Genomic DNA, 20,818 nt, shown 5'->3' on the forward strand with positions numbered 1-20,818 from the left:
ATTTATTTTGTTTAGGAAAAGATGATAAACATAGATTAAATCATTATTTAATCTCTTTCAATTTTGATACCAACAGAAAGTTAATCAATAACATCCTGTAAATCCTTTCATCCTGGACATCCTGATTCTGACAAAAAAAAGACACAAAATCAAACCATCAATTAATCAATCACATCCTGAAATAAACCTAAAAAACAAATTCGATAACACCCCCGTTGTCATTCCGAACGATAGTGAGGAATCTCCGAGATTCTTCGCTAACACTCAGAATGACAATAAGACAGTGAGACAAGCATTTGATGAGTTTATCACGGGGTTACATCAAAATAATAATCCTGTAAATCCTCAAATCCTGGACATCCTGATATGGCTAACGCCACGCTTCGCTATCAGACAAAAAAGATACAAAATCAAACCATTAACTTATCAATAACAATCCTATAAATCTATAAATCCTCAAATCCTGGACATCCTGATATGGCTAACGCCACGCTTCGCTATCAGACAAAGATGCTAAAAAATTACCAATTAAATACAAAGAACCACATAAAACAACTTGATTATCTGTAGCACTAAAAGCAGTCTCTAAAGCTGAAAATACATCTTGATATATATGACAAAAATTCAAATCTGGACAAATTGATATTGCTAACTTAGTTAATTCTGCTAAATCTGCTGAATTGCTATCGGGTACTGGAACTAAATATAATTTATCTCCTGCTTTGAGAAGTTCCTGAAAAATCTCACCATGATCTTTAGTTGCCAGCATTCCCATTACCCAAGTTATATTTTTGATATTGAGAGTATCTACATAATCACGTAAAACTGTGGCTGAGGCTGGGTTGTGTGCGCCGTCAATGAGGAGTTTATGGCTTTTCCATGTTGTCCATTGCATTCTCCCTGGCCACTTGGTTTTAGCCATACCATTAATCATAGCTTTCTCAGAAATTTGCCAATTTTGTTTTTGCAATATTTCCAAAGCAGCTAAAGCTAAAGCTGAGTTATGTAATTGAATTTTTCCCTGTAATGGTAAGGGATATTTGATTGTTTCTGGACTTGATATTTTTTGATATTCTGCCCAGTTTTGATGAATTTGATCAGATGGTTGTGGGGTAAAAATTGGGCATTCTAACTCTAGAATCCGCGATTTTACAACATTTTCCGCAGATTCTGGCAATGAACCCACCACCACAGGACATCCCGGTTTAATAATTCCGGCTTTTTCTCTGGCAATATGGGCTACAGTTGGTCCAAGTTGTTGCCAATGTTCTCGACTAATAGAAGTAATAACTGTAACCAAAGGATTATTGCAGACATTAGTAGCATCTAAACGCCCCCCTAATCCTACTTCTATCACGGCAATATCAACTTGTTGCTGGGCAAAATATAACCAAGCCGCAGCGGTAATGACTTCAAATTGGGTTGGTGATTCTTCTTCTGGATTAATAGCTGCTTGAACTTGTAGTATTAATTCACACAGGTTATTACTATCAATTGGATATTCATTAATACAGATTCTTTCTGTCCAATCTATTAAATGGGGCGATGTGTAGCGTCCAGTTTTATAACCAGCCTCAGTAAGTACCGCAGACAGGTAAGCACAAACAGAACCTTTACCGTTAGTTCCAGCTACATGAATAATTGGCACTTGGTGATGGGGATTTCCCAAGGTTGCCAGTAAGTTGACAATCCGAGACAATCCCAAATTCACACCAAAATGCTGAAAGGGTTGAAGCAGGGAATCTACGTTCATGAGAATCGGTAATTGGTAATTAATTGGTAATTGGTAATTTCTTCCCTGTTCCCTGTTCCCTGTTCCCTAAATTACGCTTCTTTGCTCAAAAAGTTTTGTATTTGTCTAAGAGCAGCAGCACCGATATTGAAAACAGCCCAACCGGCAGCGATCGCTACAGGTGCTAAAACAATTAATACACGATTATCAAGGTCCATATCTAGAATCCCTCTGTAAATTAAAAAATCTTAAGTTTTGTCAACAGTTCTCAACTTTTATTTTTATCTAAATTGGGGAATTTTTCCCAGATTCTATGTAAAGTTTGATTAAAAGTCATTGGTCATTGGTCATTGGTCATTGGTCATTGGTCATTTTCCCCTGCCCCCTGCCCCCTGCCCCCTGCCTCTTCCTAGCCATTAGCAGCGTGAAGAAGGGCTAATTGGTGGTATTTTTCGGCGTGTTCGATGAGTTCGGTGATTTCAGTGTCTGCGAGTTGACGGACTACTTTAGCGGGAATACCCATGACTAGAGAACCGGGGGGTACATTTTTGGTGACCACTGCACCTGCGCCGATAATGCTACCTGTGCCGACTCTTACGCCATTTAAGACTATTGCCCCAATACCAATTAAACAACCACGCTCAATGTGAGCAGAATGTACCACAGCGCGATGACCGACAGTGACATGATCTTCTAAGATTGTGGGGACACCAAGATCACCATGAAGAATTGCCCCGTCTTGAATATTTGTACATTCGCCAATTTCAATGCGTTCTACATCACCTCTCACCACAGATCCATACCAAATGCTGGCTTTGGCTGCTATGGTGACAGAACCAATAATGATGGCGTTTGCTGCCACAAAAGCAGCTTGAGAAAATTCTGGAGATTTCCAGACGGAAGAGATAGACACGATAGAATATGGATATGGTACCCAGGAACACTGGAGAAACTCCAACCTTTAGAACTGGTTGCGAAACCAGAATATCACGACATTAACCTTCTATCGTTAGGCGGTTGTGAAACTTCTTCTCAAGCACTATCTTCATTTTATGTAGCATTGAGCAAGTTATCTAAAGTGGTGGAACAGGAGTGTAAAGTTAAACCTACCGGTGCTGGCAAAAAACACAATATTATGTTTATACGCACTTCATGATAAATCCAGGCTTTCAGTACCCGATATTTGGCCCTGAAATACAGTGTCCTCACTGTCGCCAAACGATTTCGGCATTGACATTGACGGATACTTATTTATGTCCTCGTCATGGCGCATTTGAAGCTGAACCCAAAACTGGGGAGTTAGTTCATTTACAGTCTGGTCGTCATTGGCGCAGATGGGATGGAGAATGGTATCGTCAACATACTCATCCTGATGGGATTCGCTTTGAAATTCATGAAGCTTTGGACAAGCTTTATACTCAAGGTTATCGAGCTACGAGGATTATTGTTGCTAACCGTTATCAGGAGTTGATGAGTGGCTATTTAGAACGGAGTACACCTTGGCGTTCTGGACAAGGGGAAGTTGCTACGGGGGCGCGATTATATGGCTTACCTGTAGAGTTTAGCCCCGATTCCGCTGCTGAACCTTGCTGGGAAGTAATTAACTTTGATTTGGATAAAGAACCTGGTGTGCCGGTGCGTTATCCATATTTTCGGTTGTTTGAGTAATGGTCAGTAGTCAGTGGTCAGTGGTCAGTGGTCAGTGGTCAGTGGTAATAAAGAAGTAACGACCAACAACGGACAATGGACAACGGACAACGGACAAAGAACAACTGACAACTGACTACTGACTACTGACAAAGGACAAAGGACAACTGACAAAATTATGCACCATGCTTCTATTAGAACGGCAAATATCCATTTAGCGATCGCTTTTTATGAGCAGCTAGGGTTTACGGTGGGCGATCGCTTCACTACCGGTTATACTCTAGCTTGCTGGATGGAAGGTTTAGGGACTCGAATTGAACTCATCCAAATTCCCCAACCCAAACCAGCCCCAGATGCTTTTAATGATGAGCATTATGTAGGCTATTATCATCTGGCGTTTGATGTGACACAGATAACACCAGATTTACCAACTTGGTTGGAAAGTTTAAGAACACGGTTAGCAACAATAGAAAATTTACCACCCCTGAAAATTCTTTTAGAACCTACACAGCAGCAAATTGGCGATAACATTTTAGAATTTGCGTTTATCGCTGATTTTGACGGGTTGCCTCTGGAATTTTTGCGGTTTTTGCATAAATCAACTTGAAAAGGGAACAGGGAACAGGTAATTGGTAATTGGTGAAAACTATTCTTCTTCCTCCTGATAGCGCAGCGTGGCGTTATCCATACTCCTGAATGGGCGCAGTCCCTGCGCCCCTACCTCCTGATAGCGCAGCGTGGCGTTAGCCATAATCCTGACTCCTTCCATGAGGTACAGAAACATTTGCCCAATTTTCTCAGTCAATCAATATATGTAACTTAAATTACATATAGCTATTCGCCAAAGAGTATGTCTTTTTTCTCTATCGCACAACGACATCGCTTTTCCTTATTTATCTTGAGTATCTGGGTAATAGCAGCTTTTATCTTCCATCAAGATGCTGCTTTTAGCGGAGATAAGGCGGATTTTTCTCCCCGTCTCCACAACTTCGACCCAGAAAAATCTCATAAAACACTAGTCGCTAAGGAAACATCAAATCTCGCTATTACAGCAAATGTTCGGAAAACAGTCCTTGATAATGGGTTAACTGTTCTCACTAAAGAGGTTCATAATGCTCCTGTAGTCACAGTACAGGTGTGGTACAAGTTTGGCTCAGGTCAAGAAGCATCTGGTGTAAATGGTATTGCCCATCAATTAGAGCATCTTATGTTTAAAGGTACTAGCAATCGTCCGATTCAATTTGGGCGGTTATTTAGTGCTTTAGGCAGTGATTCTAATGCTTTTACCAGTTATGACCAAACTGCATATTACAATACGGCAGAACGAGATAAACTCACCGCTCTGTTGACGCTAGAAGCTGATAGGATGAAAAACTCACTAATAGATCCTCAACAGTTAGCTAGTGAGAAGCGAGTAGTTATTTCTGAATTACAAGGTTATGAAAATAGCCCAGCATATAGGCTGAATCGCGCTGTGATGATGTCGGTTTTTCCTGATCATCCCTATAGATTACCCATTGGTGGGACTAAAGCTGATGTGGAAAAATTCACAGTTGAACAGGTAAGGGAATATTACCAAAAATTCTATAGTCCTAACAATGCTGTTTTGGTAATTGCGGGAGATTTTGACACCTCACAAACTTTAAAAAAGGTAGAAACTGTTTTTGGTAAAATCCCTAAACGTCAATATTCACCCCATAAGCTCATAACTCCATCCCCAACCGCTACTTCTGCACCTGTGATTAAGTTACAAGAACCGGGGGGAAATCCATTACTACAAATAATTTACCCACTTCCTCAAATCAATCAACCAGATATCCCCGCACTGGAAGTCATGGATTATATTTTGACTGCGGGTAAAAATTCTTACTTATATCAGGAGCTAGTTGAATCAGGTTTAGCTCATGATGTTTTGGCAAATGTCGCTAGTTTACGCGCGGGTGGTTGGTATGAAATATTAGTGACATCTGTGGGAACTCAGGATTTAACTAAACTTGATGCGGCGGTAATCAAGGCTCTGGATAAACTTGTTAAAATTGGTGTGACAAAGGAACAAGTAGAACGAGCCAAAACTCAATTAACGGCTTCAGTAATTTTAAATAACCGTGATATTACCAATCAAGCTATGCAGTTGGGTAATGATCAAATCACGACGGATAATTACCAATATACAGAAAATCACTTAGTAAATATTCGTAAGGTTCAAGTTGCTGATGTGATTAATGTCATCAATAAATACTTGCAACCAGAAGCACGGAAAGTGGGATTTTTTGAACCGACTAAACAAGTAGCAACAATTCAAAGTTCATCTTATTCAACACCAACACAAGAGAATTTTGGTACTGATGTAGCTGTAGTTCCTGCGGAGGTTCAGCAGTATTTACCACCTTTAGACATATTACCCAAAGCTGAGAAAAGACAAATACCCCAGCAATTACAACTTGCTAATGGGTTACGCATACTACTGTTACCAGATAAAACTACGCCGACAGTTACTTTAAGCGGCAATATTAAAGCGGGAACAGAATTTGAGTCCGACAATCAGGGAGGATTAGCTTCTTTAGTGGCAGTAAATCTGATGAATGGCACTAAAAATCAAGATATGCGGACTATTGCCAAAGGATTAGAGGCAAAGGGCGCAAATTTGAATTTTGAAGCTTATCGTGAAGGTGTGCAGATTAAAGGTAGTAGTTTAGCGGTGGATTTACCTATTTTGCTGGGGACTTTGACGGATGTAATTAGAAATAGTACATTTCCTGAAAAAGAGTTTGCTCTGGCGCGTCAACAAGCTTTAACTTCCTTAGATTCAGATTTAGATGATGCCGATAAGGTTGCAAATCGGATCTTTGTGCAGTCCATTTATCCGAAAAAACATCCATTACATACCTTTCCGACTGCGGAGAGTATTAGCAAAATTCAACGTCGAGATGTGATAGCTTTTAAAGCGCAACATTATCGCCCTGATACTACAGTTTTAGCCATTGTCGGTGATTTTGATGTTAACAAAGTGCGATCGCTCATTCAAGCAAAATTAGGAGATTGGCAAGTTAAAGGGCAACCACCAACAGTAAAATATCCCAATGTGGGGATGCCAAAAAATGTAATTAATGTTAATCCTGTTGTTCCTGGTAAACCCCAAGCGATTACTTACATGGGTTATACGGGAATTAATCGTCAAGATAAACGATTTTATGCGGCGATGATCTTGAATCAAATTCTCGGAGGTGATACATTATCAAGTAGACTGGGGGCAGAAGTGCGCGATCGCCAAGGACTAACCTACGGAATTTATAGCAATTTCATCACAGGTAAGAATGTTGGTACATTTCTCATTGAAATGCAAACCAGTCCAGAAGACGCACGCAAAGCAATTTCCAGTACCCGCAACCTCCTGAAACAAGTTCATCAACAAGGTGTGACAGCACAGGAAGTAGAAACAGCTAAACGCAATTTAATCAGCAATTATAATATTTCTTTGGCCAATCCCGAACAGTTAAGTCAAAAAATGGTGATGAATGAAGTTTACGGCTTGAATCAGATAGAATTGCGCTCATTTATCAGCAAAATAGAACAAGTCAATCTCAATCAAGTCAATCAAACCGCTCGTGAATTACTTCACCCTGATAAAATTGTTGTTGTCACCGCCGGTCCACAAATTCTGGCACAAAAAAAGATTAAATGAATGTGGTTCATGGATAATGGGAACAGGTGTGATTGACAATTATCCATTGAGCCATGAGTAACTTTTTGATTTGTTTATTCTCTCTGCTAATGAGTCTAGTAATAATGGGTACGTCTCCAGCAACAGCAGAGAATCTATCTAGTAATCTCCTCAAACAACCACCAATAGAGATTAAAGTTAGCTTGGGTAATGTTGTTAATGAATTAAAATTTGAGCCAAATCATTTAGAATTTACCTCTGGTAAACGCTACAATCTTAAATTAAGTAATCCTAGCTCACAAAAACATTATTTTACCGCTAAAGACTTTGCTGATGCAATTTGGACTCAAAAAGTCGAAGCCGGCAATGTAGAAATTAAAGGGAATATTCACGAATTAGAACTTAAACCTGGTGCAAAAGCAGAATGGGTATTTGTCCCCATGAAACCAGGTAAATATGCTTTAGGATGTACTATAGCTGGACACACAGAAGCTGGAATGAAAGGAGAAATTGTGATTAGTTGACACTCTGCGGTCTAAAGACACGCAGATTCTTTAAGACTTGCTTAAAAAGGATAGTCAATTATCCTCCTAGACGCTCAAGGCAACTACCAGTACGACAGGTATTGCAATTGCGCTTACTTTTGATTTTTTTTTTGCTGCTTTTGTGAGTCCATCAATTTTTAATGTTAAACGCTCCATGATTTACCATTGCTTGTTTACCCAGGCTACAGCTATGCCGAGACGAGATAAATCAGGGGTTTCTCCTTAATAAAACACTTCTTTGCGCTGATGGTTATTCCTACTTGCTAATTAATTCTATCATGTCACCGCGAATAAATTCGCCGTTGGCACTTCCTCCACGCATCTATTGCCAAGTGGCTTCCGTGCCTTTCGTTCTATTTGGTGATAATCATAAGCGATCGCTTACCTCGGAATACTCCCCAAACCATAATACCCCAATGTTAATAAAATATACTCTAAACGGTTAAAACTTGGACTATTATACTCAACACGGCTTAATCATTTGATTAGTAATAAATGGAGCGATAATTTCCCATCCCTCCACAAAAAAGCGATCGCTCTTGGGGATAAGTAGGGCGATCGCAATTCCGATAAAGCACTTATAAAGTTTCTTAGGAACGCAAATTTAATAACCTGCAATTCTGATGTAACCTGGAATGGTGCGTTACGCTGTCGCTAACACACCCTACTTTTGCACCTTATTTAATTCACATTCCTTATTTGCTCCCTGTTCCCTGTTCCCTGTTCCCTGTTCCCTTCTTTTGTAATAAGCGGTGGTACAAGGAAAATATTCCCATCGCAGATCAACGGTATGAAAAATATCTAGAAATACTTAAAGAGGAAAATTAATGACAAAATATACAACCCTATCTGAAGAGTTAAATAAACTTCCCAAAGAGAGACGAGAACTGATTGAAACAAGAACTTCCCAGATTCATCTGGAAGAAATTACACTGAAACATCTGCGAGAAGAACTCGGTTTATCTCAATCAGAATTAGCAGAGCGGCTTGAGGTGCAGCAACCAGCAGTATCCAAGCTGGAACGTAGGCAAAATCTGGAATTAAATACGCTGCGAGCGGTTGTGAATGCTTTGGGTGGAACTATCGAAATTATTGTCAGAGTTCTGAATAAAGAACCTATACTTCTGAGTGATTATCAAGAATAGGAACTTGTCACACTTTTGCGCGATGTCTAGGACGGGCTACGCTACGCCCCTCAATTTCCCATTATCAAGGCGATCGCTTTTCGGTAAAATGTCTTTATATTACCAATTATCGAGAAAACTTTTATGCCTTATAGTAAATTTACTTTGAGTAAAGCTGTAGATGATTTTCAACTGACAATTGTTGAAGGCGATCGCTTTCTACCAGAGATTTCCCCATTTAATCCGAGTTCTTTGCTCAAAGACACATTGAAAGAAACCATACCTTGGGCAGTTGCAGTAGGTAGTGAAAAAGCGCGTTCTGAAGGCATTATCAATCCCGTTTTACTAGAAGTCAAACGTCAGCTTCATGGACAAATTAGTGTCTTTTCCGGCGAAGAGTTCAACGTGCAGCCAGAGGTTGATTTGACGGGTTATGTTGATTTTCTGATTAGTCGCTCTCCAGAGCAATTGTATATTAAAGCCCCGGCAGTGGTTTTGGTGGAAGCGAAAAAAGAAGACCTAAAACCAGGACTGGGACAATGTTTAGCCGAAATGGTAGCAGCACAACGCTTTAATCAACAGAAGCAGCAGCCGATTTCCACAATTTACGGAACGGTGACAAGTGGTACGGTTTGGCGGTTTCTCCAACTAGAAGGACAAACAGTAACCATTGACTTGAATGATTATCCAGTACCACCAGTTGATCAAATTTTGAGCTTTCTGATTTGGATGTCCCAGAATGGCTGAGGTAGGCGTTGGGGTTGTTGGGTCAGGAAGTAGCGATCGCACTTTCCGGTAAAATACCGCTTGATGGATAAGTGGGGCGATAGCGAAGCGCTCCGCAGGAATCGCCTTCCGCAAATCAGAAAAGCGATCGCTTTCCGGTAAAATGACTTTGATGAAAGAAGAGCGATCGCTCTTGGGGATAAGTAGGGCGATAGCGAAGCGCTCCGCAGGAATCGCCTTAGAGGGTGTTTGAAAAGTTTTGAATGTATAGACTGACCCCTCTCCAAACCTCTCCCCTGCAAGGGGAGAGGCTTTAAAACCCCCATTCCCTTGCAGGGAAGGGGGGTAGGGGGGTTAGGTTTTTGGAGATTACCGGTTTGATATAATACTTTTCAAACAACCTCTTATCCCTACAGGGAAGCAAGCTACTTTTAATCTGAAAGGTAAGTTACGCTTTGGAAAGATTAAGCTATAATAGACAAATATAATGTTCAAAGTAACAACTATGTCAACCAAAACACTGGATATTCAACAATTACAAATCAGTGTTAGTCAATTACTCTCCTTGATTCAAAATGACCAAGAAATAGTAATTACTGATGGGAATACTCCCATTGCTAGATTAACTCTACTTAATTCTATTGAGCCAAATGTCTGGGAATCAGAAAATACTCCACTTCCCGGATTAAATTTAGGTGCAATAGTCATAAGTGATGATTTTGATCAACCTTTATCCGATGAATTTTGGTTGCAAAATCCATGAAATTACTGTTAGATACACATACTTTTATTTTTTGGGATAGTCAGCCATCAAAACTGTCTCAAAGAGTCTTAGAGCTATTGACGAATAAAGATAATCTTAGATTATTGAGTGTTGTTAGTCTCTGGGAAATACAAATTAAACAGCAGTTAGGTAAACTAACATTAAATAAAACTTTAGAAACAAAATAATTACATCGAAATATTACCAGTTACTGTTGCTCATATCTTAGCTTTAGATAGTTTACCCCTGTATCATAAAGATCCTTTTGATCAGTTGTGATTCTGTTTTTGCTAATTACTCAGTTCAAGTTGAATGGTAGTTTATTTTGTCTGCTAAAAAGCGATTCCTACGGAGCGCTTCGCTATCGCCCCTCAATCTCCCATCATCAAAGCGATCGCCTACGCTGGGTGTTTTGCTACCACAATCCCTATAAAGCGACTTTTGTCAATCAGCTAAAATACTCAAAATCTTTGTAGTTTTCTACGAATTGTCCGTGTTCTCCTGTGCGGAGAGCCTGACAGATTCTACATTAACATTGAGTTTTTGAGCAATCTCTTCTACGCTCATTCCTGTTTTTAGTAACAGGGGGACGGTAACTTTCAACATTTCAGCTTCCCGTTCTTCTCGACCTTGCTCTCGACCTTGTTCTCGACCTTGTTCCCGACCTTGTTCTCGACCCTCAGCTTTCGCTTCTTGATAAACCCTTGTTTCCTCTAAAGTCACTCCCAGCATAGCTTCTACTTCCTCTCTACTCAAAGATGAAAACTTGTAAACAGCAATCGTGGTGATAATATCTATGATTTCGTTTTTCGGCAGTGAGCCAGTTGACTCTAATTGTACCCGTTCAATGAGTAGACGCGCTTGCTCTGCCATGATTTTTTCGGAGGCGATGGTCAACTGCATTAAATTAATACCTATTGGTAGAGTATTGAAACTTCCTAACTCATCCAGATAAATACACTGCACTTGGTCGCTGTTCAAAAACATTCGATGAGTTCTTGTATCCTTTGGTGACAAACTGCGTGATGGAAAAATTATCACACAGTACCAGTCATCGTAGTTCGACTGATTCCGGTACAAATACGTCAGCGACTCAGTAAAAAACCGATGATAGAGAGCTTCGTCTTTCTGAAATTGAACTTCAGCAAAAAAGATGGGAACTGGATTTTTATTGTTTCCCCCCTTTACAAGGGGGGACTAAGGGGGGTAGCAATGTGATGAAAATTACGGAATACCACTTTTCAAACATCCTCTTACACAAGGAGGATAATACAACACTGTTCGGTTAATAGACGGCGCAACTTAACAAATGCTTATAAATGTTGGGTTATGGCTGATACCTTATGCTCCCAAAGGGATAGGCCACACCATGTCTAACGCCTCCGTCAGAGATACATAAACCTGCCATCGCTCCCCAATGTTGACGCGAACGAACCAGGGTATTTAAGGATGATAGGAGATCAGTAGATTATAAGTAGTCAGACAAAATTAAATTCACTCGTTGAGAGAGGGAACACCGGAACAGGGAACATAAAAATTAGTTGGTAATTAATTTTGTACACTTATCTGTGTTTTTCTAAAGATGCAAAAATAAGTTAACGTAAATATAGATATTTTTTGCCAATAAATCTCAACAACTTCACAGCTAACCGGTAAAAGCACCCCTAATTCCTAAACTTCATGATGAATATTTTCACCAACCTACTTTCCCAACCAGCACAGCCAAAACCTGAAAAACAACAACGCCGAGGGATTGAAATTAAATCAGCCCGTGAAATCGAAATTATGCGGCAATCGGCGAAGATTGTGGCAACTGTTCTTAAAGAAATTTCTGAGTTAGTGCAACCAGGAATGACAACGGCTGATTTAGATGCTTATGCGGAAAAACGCATCCGCGAAATGGATGCCACTCCCAGCTTTAAAGGGTATCATGGCTTCCCCGCCTCGATTTGCTCTAGTATTAATCATGAAGTTGTACATGGAATTCCTAGCCCTAAAAAGGTAATTCGGGCAGGAGATGTATTAAAAGTTGATACAGGCGCTTTTTATCAAGGCTTTCACGGCGATTCCTGCATTACTATCGCGGTGGGTAATGTAACAACTGAAGCCGCAAGACTGATTAAAATAGCGGAAGAATCTTTATATAAAGGGATTGAACAGGTAAAAGCTGGTGTACATTTGACGGAGATTGCAGGTGCAATTGAAGATCATGTCAAAGCTAATGGTTTTACAGTGGTGGAACAATTTACTGGTCATGGTGTAGGTAGAAATCTACACGAAGAACCAGCGGTATTTAACTACCGGACTCGTGAGATACCAAATGTTAAATTGCGCTCAGGGATGACTTTAGCAATTGAACCAATTTTAAATGCTGGTTCTAAGAATACCCGAATTTTAGCTGATAGATGGACTGCGGTAACAGTTGATAATGCTTTATCTGCTCAATTTGAGCATACTGTGTTAGTTACAGATAGTGGGTATGAAATTTTGACTGATAGAACTCATCTTTAACTATCATTCTTGTGATTTAGATGATTTATATAACCAATTACCAATTACATTGTTAGTTCCCACCAAGTTTTTTGACCAACTACACCATCTGTTGATAGACGGCGACGATTTTGAAAAGCTCTGACAGCAGTTTCGGTGACTGGTCCAAAAACTCCATCAATAGGTATTCCATAACCGTTGGCAATTAAAAGTTTTTGTAAAGCTCTCACAGATATACCTGAACTACCAAAACTAATAACCGGCATGGGTTGGTTCTGGGTTCTGGGATATCTTGTGGATACCGGAATACCTCTTTTTTTTGTTATGGGGATATTGCTAGCATCAGCTACTTTAAAAGAACTGAGGGGCATCTGTTTTTGGGTTATTTGCTCAAAGATTTTGTGCCTTCGGAATGAGAGGATTGAAAGATGATTTGGGGAAGTTATACCGATTTGAGTAAATTCTGGCGGTGTAATTTGAGGGTAAACAGCTAATTTATTGGATTGATGATTTGTTAAACCCATACCATTCTCTCTGGGAAAGATTTTCTGTGAGAGAAAATGGGGTACATTTAGTGGTTTTGGATTCAATACACCCATCATCAGCAGTCCGATTTCAGTCATTTTATTTTATCGCCGTGCTTATTTATAAAGTAGTAAATAGCAAAAGAAAAGTAGAGGCAATTTAGAATGGTACTGAGTTATTTAGAAAATTAAATATAATACCTGTATACAGGTATCCGAGCAAAATTAATTGAATATCTGGAGAATAAATGGGAACAAATAAAAATCCCTATTCCCCATTCTCTTTTTTGTAAAGATTCTCACAATAAATCTAGTACACTGCGGCTTAAATAACCCAGCCATTCTCACTCGCTAAAAAGCTTATGACCTATTGCTTTTGATTTTTAACTTCCGCCTGGCGGTACTAGCGGTTAATATCGGAAGAATGATCTGATTTGAGACTATAATTATTATGAATTTTATTCATCTATCTTAGGGGAGTTAAAATTATCAAAAAAATATTTAGGTCTTGGTAAAGGATAAAAAATCCCAATTGATTAGATTGGGAATATCAGATCTTTAATAAATTGGTTGCGGTATTTGCCAATGGGTCAATAAAGATATCAGCACTGTGGCATAGTTTAATTAACTCATACCATTAGTAACTGGATGGAAGTAGAAGGCAAAACCCAAGACAGTATAAGCTGCTAGAAGTAATGTTCCTTCTAACCAATTAGATTTACCATCGGAACTAATGCTATTAGCAATTAAAACTGATACAGCAACAGCTACTAATTCAAAGGGGTTAAAATCTAAATCCATTGGTTGTCCAACTATCCAACCGGCAATTACTAAGACTGGGGCAACAAACAGGGCAATTTGCATACTTGAACCTACAGCGACAGACATAGCCAGATCCATTTTATTTTTCATGGCTACGGTGACTGCGGTGGCGTGTTCAGCAGCGTTACCGATAATGGGAACTAAAATTACCCCGGTAAATAGTGCGCTTAGACCTAGTTTAGATGTAGCGACTTCTAAGGAATCAACTAGCAATTCTGACTCCCAGGCAACTAACAGGGTACAAACTAAAAGCACACCACTCCATAACCAGACATTTGGTTTTTCATGGGTAACTTCGTCTTCTTCTATTTCTGCTACGCCAACTTCATACAAATAAGCATGAGTTTTCATCGAAAATAGTAGTGTTAGTCCGTAAACTAAAATTAAGACGATGGCTACAGCTAGGGAGAGATTTTGCACGGTTGCTTCGCTAATACCTATGGAGGTATAGTTCATGGCTGTTGGTAGCAAAATAGCAATTACTGCTAAGTTCATGGAGGAAGCATTTACTCGCGCTACAACAGACTCAAATGTTTGTTCTTTGTAACGAATTCCCCCTAGTAGCATGGATAAGCCCATAACTAGGAGTAAGTTACTGATAATTGAACCTGTGATACTGGCTTTAACGACATCTATTAAACCCGCGTTCAGGGCAACTAAGGCGATAATCAATTCTGTGGCGTTGCCAAAGGTCGCGTTTAAAAATCCGCCTATTCCTGGACCGACGACTACGGTGATTTCTTCGGTAGCTGTACCCATCCACGCTGCTAGGGGGAGAATCGCTAATGCTGCGGTGATGAAAACTATTAAGTCTCCCCATTCTAAAAAGTGGGCTGCTAGAGATATGGGTATAAACAGCAGCAGAATGGTGAAAATAATATTCTTGATTGACATTTTTACCTTTAGTTCAGGGGATTTTTACACAATGTCTAAAATATCATGTGCATTTGAATACCTATCATATCTGTACATTAGTCATTAGTCATTAGTCATTGGTCATTGGTTAAGTAGGTGAACACAATAAAACCAAACTGTGTAAAGAAACGTAAAATCGCTGAAAACTTCTTTACTTTCGCCTCTTGCCTCTTGCCTTGCTATAACGACAATTTTCAACGCCAACCTACTTATTGGTGATTGAGCAAATTCTTCCTCCTGAACTCCTGATAGCGTAGCGTGGCGTTAGCCATACTCCTGAATGGGCGCAGGCCCTGCGCCCCTACCTCATGGTAGCGTGGCGTTAGCCATACTTCTGAACTTCTATTCCTCACAGTGACAACAATTGTAAAAAGGTATATATAGTAAGAATATTCTTCAAAATTACACATTTATTTGGATAAAGATATATGACTTTGGCAGCGGAAATACCAAGTAGTTATGACTCAATATTACCATTAGATCAAGAGCCTAAATCCAGTCCTGAACATGATCCCCTGAAAACTGCTCAGGGTGTTTATGTTACAGTTCATGGGCATTTTTATCAACCTCCTAGAGAAAATCCCTATCTTGATGCGATTGAACGTCAACCTAGTGCTAGTCCTTTTCATGACTGGAATGAGCGGATTCATTGGGAATGCTATCGTCCTAATGCTTTTGCTAGGGTCTTCAATGACCGAGGCGAGGTTGTGAAGATTGTCAATAATTATGAGTACATGAGCTTTAATATCGGTCCAACGCTGATGTCGTGGTTAGAACGCTACGATATGGAGGTTTATCAGCGGATTTTGGAGGCTGATGCTAAAAGCTGCGATCGCCTCAATGGTCATGGCAATGCGATCGCTCAAGTCTATAATCACATTATCCTGCCTCTAGCCAATGAACGGGATAAACATACACAAATTCGCTGGGGTAAGGAAGATTTCCGCTCTCGCTTTGGTCGTGATCCTGAAGGAATGTGGTTGGCGGAAACAGCCGTAGATTATGCCACTTTAGAAGCCTTGGTAGCGGAAGGCATTAAATTTATCATTTTAGCTCCTTCTCAAGCCCAGCGTTGTCGTCCAATCCCCACAGGAGATGGTTATAGTAGTCAATGGCATGAGGTGGGGGGTAATCAGATTGATCCTACTCGTCCTTATCGCTGTTATTTAGATAGTGACGAGTCTGCAAAAACATCAACTGCCTATATTGATATCTTTTTCTACGATGGTCCAATTTCGCGGGATATGGGTTTTAGTGATGTTGTCTACAATTCCCATCATTTTGCAGGACGGATTGGGGCGGCTATTCGCGGGGATCATCGTCAGTCCCAATTAATTTCTGTGGCTACAGATGGGGAAACCTTTGGACATCACAAAAAAGGTACAGAGAAGACTTTAGCCTATGCCTTTATCGGTGAGTTTCCCCGTCATGGTTGGACTGTCACCAATTTTGCCCACTATTTAAGTTTAAATCCTCCCTCTTGGGAAGTAAAATTAAAGTCGGTAACGGCTTGGAGTTGCGCTCACGGTGTGGATAGATGGCAAGATGATTGTGGTTGTGGTGGTGAAGGGGGTGTGTGGCATCAAAAATGGCGACGACCCTTACGTAATGCGTTAAATTGGCTGCGAGATCAGTTAATTGATGTCTATGAGGAATATGGTAATCCCTTATTTCGTGATCCTTGGCAAGCGAGGGACGAATATATTCATGTCATGGGCGATCGCACTCCCGCTAATATTAATCGGTTTCTATCTCACCATCAAACTCGCAAACTCCAAGCGGCTGAACAGGTAGAAGCTTTACGCTTGTTGGAAATGCAGCGTCACTCTTTGCTGATGTTCACCAGTTGCGGCTGGTTTTTTGAGGAAATTTCTCGCCCAGAGGGAACACAGATTTTGCGTTATGCCTCTCGCGCTTTAGAATTAGCAGGAGATGTGGCAGGTGTACAATTAGAAAAAGGCTTTCTTAAACGTTTGGGTTTAGCTCCTAGTAATGTGGAAGAGTTTAAACATGGGGCGGAGATATATCGTCAGTTAGTGCTAACTGCCCAAATTGATTTTAAACAAGTTGCTTCCCATTACGCTATTACTTCCCTTTTTAATCATCACAAAAATACTCTCCCTCAACAACAAACAGATAAACATCACCATATTCCTCATCAGCGTGTTTATTGCTATAATGCCCATGAGCTAGATTATCATAAGCAAAGCTTGGGACCATTAACTATGGCAGTGGGGCATTTGCAGCTAGTGTCAGATATTACTTGGGAAAGTGAAAATTTAGTATTTGCGGTTTTGCATTTGGGTGGTTGGGATTTTCATTGCTGTATTCAGCAGTTTGCCGGACGACGTAACTATAGTCAAATCAAGGAAAAGCTGTTTACGTCCCTGCAACAGGCTAGTATCGCTCATGTGATTTTGGTGATGACTCAATTATTTGGGGACGATACCTTTAGTTTACAGACTTTATTTGCGGAAGAACGTCACCGGATTATGCGGTTGTTGAGTCAGGATACACTGGCACGATTAGACCAGTTATATACTCAGGCATATCGTGATAATTACGGTGTGATTATGGCTTTTCATCGGGATGAGTTGGAAGTACCACGAGAATTACAGGTAGCGGCGGAAATTGCTTTGGGGTATCGTTGTCTGACAACGTTGAAATCTCTAGAACAAGATATTACTGAATTGCAATTAAGCTGGAATTTGATTGGAGAGTTGGAAGCGATCGCTACTGAATCTGAACATCTGCGTTGTCAATTGAATATTCCCGATGGTAATCAAATTTTAGAACAATTAATAGTCCGGTTATTGTGGCAATTATTATATGCTGCCAATAGCAAGATAGATGCAGATATTCAGCGGTTAGAACGATTAATTGATGTTGGTTATAAATTACATCTTGGCATTAATTTAAACCATTCCCAAGAACTCTATTGGAGTTGTTTACACAGTCAAATATTGCCACGAATTACCAGTCTTGATAGTGAAGCAGAAACTATGCAATGTCGTCAATTACTGAAACTAGGACAAAAATTAGCTGTTGATGTCAGTCCTTATTTAGATAAATTGCCATAAACTTGTTCTGTGGGCATTGCCAACACTATAGAACGCAAAAGATAAATTCTCTGATCTTTTTAACCCACCTTTGCCAAAAAGAAACTCTATGCGGTTAAAACCGCACGAGTCGCTTATATCTCAGCGGCTTTAGCCACTAAGGTTTACGCTTACCGGATATTTCTGTAAACTTTGACTATTAGCCATGAAATATGGCTAACGCCACGCTACACTATCATTTCTGGGTGGGTGTGGAAGCCAAACACATAAGCCATCTGTAGCTTAAGTTGACACCATTAAGCTTTTGCTAAACCCCCATTGACTTAGAAATTTACACTTGGCCAGTCTGGTTGACGATAATAATGGGTCATATTATCAAATTTTCGTAATTCCACCTTATCAATGAGAAAATCTGGCGTATCTAACGGCAATGATTGATTAAACTCACAAAACATGGTAGTCAGGTTTACCCTGTTTAATTCTGGGGGAATTTCGCCAAAGTAACCCAATGTCAGATGGGCTGTAAAATGATAATGCTGCTCAATACCCAAACCCATTAATGTGCGATTTTGATAAATTATCCGCCGAAATTGAATAATTTCCTCATAGGAACGTTTATCTTTTGGTACTAAACACATACCCACAGCCCTGGGCATGACAATCAATCCTAACATTTGCCAAGATATAGGTGATCCCTTTGTCATCAATTTTTGATATTCTTGAAACCTCTGAGCTAATTGAGAATTCAAATCTTCAGCAAATTGAGGGTTTTTTGCACAAGCATGATGAAAAGCGCTGTCCCAAATTAAATCTGCCACCGTCACATGAAAACTAGCAGGAGGAACAGGTACAATCAAATCACTAGCAATGGGTAACTCTAATAATTGCTGTTGATAGGCTTGTATTTGGCTGTAAAAAGCAGCGTTGTTTGCATCTTCTTGTGCTGGTGGGGTAATCAGCGTATAGCCTGGAAAGGGTGTAGCCTCTCTGACTCCAGCATGAACTCGAAATTTAGAAGATTCCTGAATATGCTGAATCTGGGTTTTGTAAGCTTCTGGTAGCGTCATGCGTGCTACCCGATTTAAATAAGTTTGGTAGTTGTCGTCCAATCTTGATCACCTTGCGCTCTTTTGATAGATTGTAGGGAGATTTACTCAATTTGACCAAATTAATTTTTAATTTTAATTAAATCACCATGCCAATATATGTTTACTGGGGCGAAGATGATTTTGCGATGGAAAAAGCCGTAGTCACTTTGCGCGATCGCATTCTTGATCCCCTGTGGACTAGTTTTAACTATACCTCATTTCCTCCAGATCAACCCGATCCTATCATCCAAGCTTTAAATCAAGCAATGACACCGCCATTCGGTGCTGGTGGGCGTTTCGTATGGCTCATCAACACCACTCTGGGGCAAAATTGTCCAGACCACATCCTCGCAGAATTACAACGCACTCTTAAAGTCATCCCTCCAGACTCTACCTTACTATTAACCAGTCGCAACAAACCAGATGAACGACTGAAAAGCACAAAACTCCTCAAACAATTTGCAACAATTTCCGAATTTTCCCTCATTCCCCCTTGGAAAACCGAACTTTTAGTCCAATCAGTTCAACAAGTCGCTCAAACCATCGGTCTAAAAATCAGTCCCCTAGTAGCCGAACTATTAGCTGAATCCGTAGGCAATGATACCCGTCTTCTCTACAATGAACTCGAAAAATTACGCCTCTACAGCGGAGACAGGAACAAACCCTTAGACGTGAATACAGTATCTGAGTTAGTCAGAAATACTACTCAAAATACCTTACAATTAGCAACAGCCATCAGAACAGGAGATACCCCAAAAGCTTTAGGAATCTTAGGCGATCTCAGTAATGCCGCAGAACCAGGTTTACGGATAGTTGCCACACTCATTGGTCAATTTCGCACCTGGTTATTAGTCAAAATGATGATGGACAGTGGTGAACGCAACCCCCAAGCGATCGCTCAAGGTGCTGAAATCTCTAACCCCAAACGCATCTACTTCCTACAGCAAGAAGTCAAATCCCTCCCCCTACAGCAACTCATCTCTGCCTTACCACTGCTATTAGAATTAGAAGTCAGCCTTAAGCAAGGTGCATCCGAAACCTCAACACTGCAAACTAAAGTCATCGAACTTTGTCAAATATGCCGCCGCACTTAATACCCACATCGAAATATTCAATTTCAATCTTGACTGGAACTTCTAATTCAGAAAATAATTCAAACATATTATGTTATTCCCTATTTTCCCTCTGTGTCACCTGTTGTATGCTCAAAACTTATAGTCTTTATTTAACCAAACGGTTGCAGAGAACCCTCTATCAATCCTTGATCTTGGCAACTATTACCAGTACAAGCCTGATTTCCGGGACTTTTGGCCTCAATTCCAAAGTAACTGCTCAAACTTTAAACCTTAACAGTACAGAAGTAACTAATTACGCAAAAGCTGTATTAGGCATGGAGCCAGCCCGTCAGCAGGCCTTTAAAGAAATTAAAAACCTGATCGGTAGCAAAGACATTCCCCAAGTAATCTGTAATGATTCCAAAAGTTTCATTACACTACCAAACAAAGCCAAAGATATTGCCGTAAATTATTGCAACCATTCTCAAAAGATAGTTGAGGATAGTGGTCTCACCATCGAGCAATTTAACAAAATTACCGTAGAAATCCAAAAAAACAGTAATTTAAAACGACAGCTTTATAATACATTACTACGCTTACAAAAGGATTCTCCCTCAAAAACTTCCCAATAAATAACCTTAAATTACAAGAGGCAAGAGGCAAGGGG

The 20,818-nt window shown here is 40.1% G+C and carries 19 protein-coding genes and 1 pseudogene; 12 read left to right on the forward strand and 8 right to left on the reverse strand.

The window, feature by feature from the left end:
• Nucleotides 1–481 precede the first annotated feature (481 nt).
• From FJR37_RS12475 to FJR37_RS12485, 3 genes are all read right to left on the reverse strand, one after another.
• On the reverse strand, nucleotides 482–1,753 hold the full coding sequence (locus FJR37_RS12475; protein WP_168466165.1) for a folylpolyglutamate synthase/dihydrofolate synthase family protein: 1,272 nt from the start codon (nucleotides 1,751–1,753) through the stop codon (nucleotides 482–484).
• Nucleotides 1,754–1,824: 71 nt separating this feature from the next.
• Complete coding sequence (locus tag FJR37_RS12480) at nucleotides 1,825–1,950, reverse strand: photosystem II protein Y (protein ID WP_168466166.1); 126 nt, start codon at nucleotides 1,948–1,950, stop codon at nucleotides 1,825–1,827.
• A 191-nt stretch (nucleotides 1,951–2,141) separates the two neighbouring features.
• Nucleotides 2,142–2,645 carry a gamma carbonic anhydrase family protein gene (locus FJR37_RS12485; protein WP_039201373.1) on the reverse strand — a complete coding sequence of 168 codons (504 nt, stop codon included), beginning with the start codon at nucleotides 2,643–2,645 and terminating at the stop codon, nucleotides 2,142–2,144.
• A gap of 239 nt (nucleotides 2,646–2,884) precedes the next feature.
• On the opposite strand from FJR37_RS12485, the gene FJR37_RS12490 reads away from it, so the two are divergent.
• Together FJR37_RS12490 and FJR37_RS12495 are read left to right on the forward strand one after the other, a co-directional pair.
• Nucleotides 2,885–3,400 (forward strand): TIGR02652 family protein, encoded by a 516-nt coding sequence (locus FJR37_RS12490; protein WP_027403906.1) that lies wholly within the window; start codon nucleotides 2,885–2,887, stop codon nucleotides 3,398–3,400.
• Nucleotides 3,401–3,557: 157 nt separating this feature from the next.
• Nucleotides 3,558–3,986 (forward strand): VOC family protein, encoded by a 429-nt coding sequence (locus FJR37_RS12495; protein WP_168466167.1) that lies wholly within the window; start codon nucleotides 3,558–3,560, stop codon nucleotides 3,984–3,986.
• Between the two features lie 39 nt (nucleotides 3,987–4,025).
• Here the strand turns inward: FJR37_RS12495 and FJR37_RS12500 are convergent, their stop codons facing one another.
• Nucleotides 4,026–4,163 (reverse strand): hypothetical protein, encoded by a 138-nt coding sequence (locus FJR37_RS12500; protein WP_168466168.1) that lies wholly within the window; start codon nucleotides 4,161–4,163, stop codon nucleotides 4,026–4,028.
• Between the two features lie 66 nt (nucleotides 4,164–4,229).
• Between FJR37_RS12500 and FJR37_RS12505 the strand changes: the two genes are divergently transcribed.
• From FJR37_RS12505 to FJR37_RS12535, 6 genes are all read left to right on the forward strand, one after another.
• Nucleotides 4,230–7,061 (forward strand): pitrilysin family protein, encoded by a 2,832-nt coding sequence (locus tag FJR37_RS12505; RefSeq protein WP_039201380.1) that lies wholly within the window; start codon nucleotides 4,230–4,232, stop codon nucleotides 7,059–7,061.
• 89 nt (nucleotides 7,062–7,150) lie between these two features.
• Nucleotides 7,151–7,564, forward strand: a complete 414-nt coding sequence (locus tag FJR37_RS12510; protein ID WP_371416120.1) for a cupredoxin domain-containing protein — start codon at nucleotides 7,151–7,153, stop codon at nucleotides 7,562–7,564.
• Between the two features lie 848 nt (nucleotides 7,565–8,412).
• Nucleotides 8,413–8,730, forward strand: coding sequence for a helix-turn-helix domain-containing protein (locus FJR37_RS12520; RefSeq protein WP_168466170.1), 318 nt, complete (start codon nucleotides 8,413–8,415; stop codon nucleotides 8,728–8,730).
• Between the two features lie 123 nt (nucleotides 8,731–8,853).
• Entirely contained in the window at nucleotides 8,854–9,456 is a 603-nt protein-coding gene (locus FJR37_RS12525) for a hypothetical protein (protein ID WP_096666057.1), read from the forward strand.
• A gap of 484 nt (nucleotides 9,457–9,940) precedes the next feature.
• Nucleotides 9,941–10,198, forward strand: a complete 258-nt coding sequence (locus FJR37_RS12530) for a type II toxin-antitoxin system Phd/YefM family antitoxin (protein ID WP_039200538.1) — start codon at nucleotides 9,941–9,943, stop codon at nucleotides 10,196–10,198.
• On the forward strand, nucleotides 10,195–10,386 hold the full coding sequence (locus tag FJR37_RS12535; protein WP_052149792.1) for a type II toxin-antitoxin system VapC family toxin: 192 nt from the start codon (nucleotides 10,195–10,197) through the stop codon (nucleotides 10,384–10,386). The genes FJR37_RS12530 and FJR37_RS12535 overlap by 4 nt, the downstream gene beginning before the upstream one ends.
• Before the next feature lie 292 nt (nucleotides 10,387–10,678).
• On the opposite strand, the pseudogene FJR37_RS12540 reads toward FJR37_RS12535, so the two are convergent.
• A pseudogene (locus FJR37_RS12540) lies at nucleotides 10,679–11,353 on the reverse strand (Rpn family recombination-promoting nuclease/putative transposase); the annotation flags it as partial.
• 528 nt (nucleotides 11,354–11,881) lie between these two features.
• On the opposite strand from FJR37_RS12540, the gene map reads away from it, so the two are divergent.
• On the forward strand, nucleotides 11,882–12,709 hold the full coding sequence (gene map / locus FJR37_RS12545) for a type I methionyl aminopeptidase (RefSeq protein WP_039200540.1): 828 nt from the start codon (nucleotides 11,882–11,884) through the stop codon (nucleotides 12,707–12,709).
• A 44-nt stretch (nucleotides 12,710–12,753) separates the two neighbouring features.
• Here map and FJR37_RS12550 read toward each other — a convergent pair whose 3' ends face one another.
• Both FJR37_RS12550 and cax read right to left on the reverse strand, forming a co-directional pair.
• Nucleotides 12,754–13,311 (reverse strand): peptidoglycan-binding protein, encoded by a 558-nt coding sequence (locus tag FJR37_RS12550; RefSeq protein WP_254434575.1) that lies wholly within the window; start codon nucleotides 13,309–13,311, stop codon nucleotides 12,754–12,756.
• A 525-nt stretch (nucleotides 13,312–13,836) separates the two neighbouring features.
• Nucleotides 13,837–14,928, reverse strand: a complete 1,092-nt coding sequence (cax, locus tag FJR37_RS12555; RefSeq protein ID WP_039200531.1) for a calcium/proton exchanger — start codon at nucleotides 14,926–14,928, stop codon at nucleotides 13,837–13,839.
• Nucleotides 14,929–15,377: 449 nt separating this feature from the next.
• Here cax and FJR37_RS12560 point away from each other — a divergent pair, with 449 nt between their 5' ends.
• Entirely contained in the window at nucleotides 15,378–18,029 is a 2,652-nt protein-coding gene (locus FJR37_RS12560; protein WP_168466171.1) for a DUF3536 domain-containing protein, read from the forward strand.
• A 302-nt stretch (nucleotides 18,030–18,331) separates the two neighbouring features.
• On the opposite strand, the gene FJR37_RS12565 is transcribed toward FJR37_RS12560, so the two are convergent.
• A complete protein-coding gene (locus FJR37_RS12565) occupies nucleotides 18,332–19,117 on the reverse strand; it encodes a DUF1868 domain-containing protein (RefSeq protein ID WP_174763417.1) in 786 nt (261 codons plus the stop codon).
• A gap of 86 nt (nucleotides 19,118–19,203) precedes the next feature.
• Between FJR37_RS12565 and holA the strand changes: the two genes are divergently transcribed.
• Both holA and FJR37_RS12575 read left to right on the forward strand, forming a co-directional pair.
• Nucleotides 19,204–20,190: a DNA polymerase III subunit delta gene (gene holA, locus FJR37_RS12570; RefSeq protein WP_039200535.1), complete on the forward strand. Its 987-nt coding sequence runs from the start codon at nucleotides 19,204–19,206 to the stop codon at nucleotides 20,188–20,190.
• Between the two features lie 107 nt (nucleotides 20,191–20,297).
• A complete protein-coding gene (locus tag FJR37_RS12575) occupies nucleotides 20,298–20,783 on the forward strand; it encodes a DUF4168 domain-containing protein (protein ID WP_027403897.1) in 486 nt (161 codons plus the stop codon).
• Nucleotides 20,784–20,818: the final 35 nt, after the last annotated feature.

The organism is Aphanizomenon sp. UHCC 0183, from assembly GCF_009712065.1.
GTDB lineage: Bacteria > Cyanobacteriota > Cyanobacteriia > Cyanobacteriales > Nostocaceae > Dolichospermum > Dolichospermum heterosporum.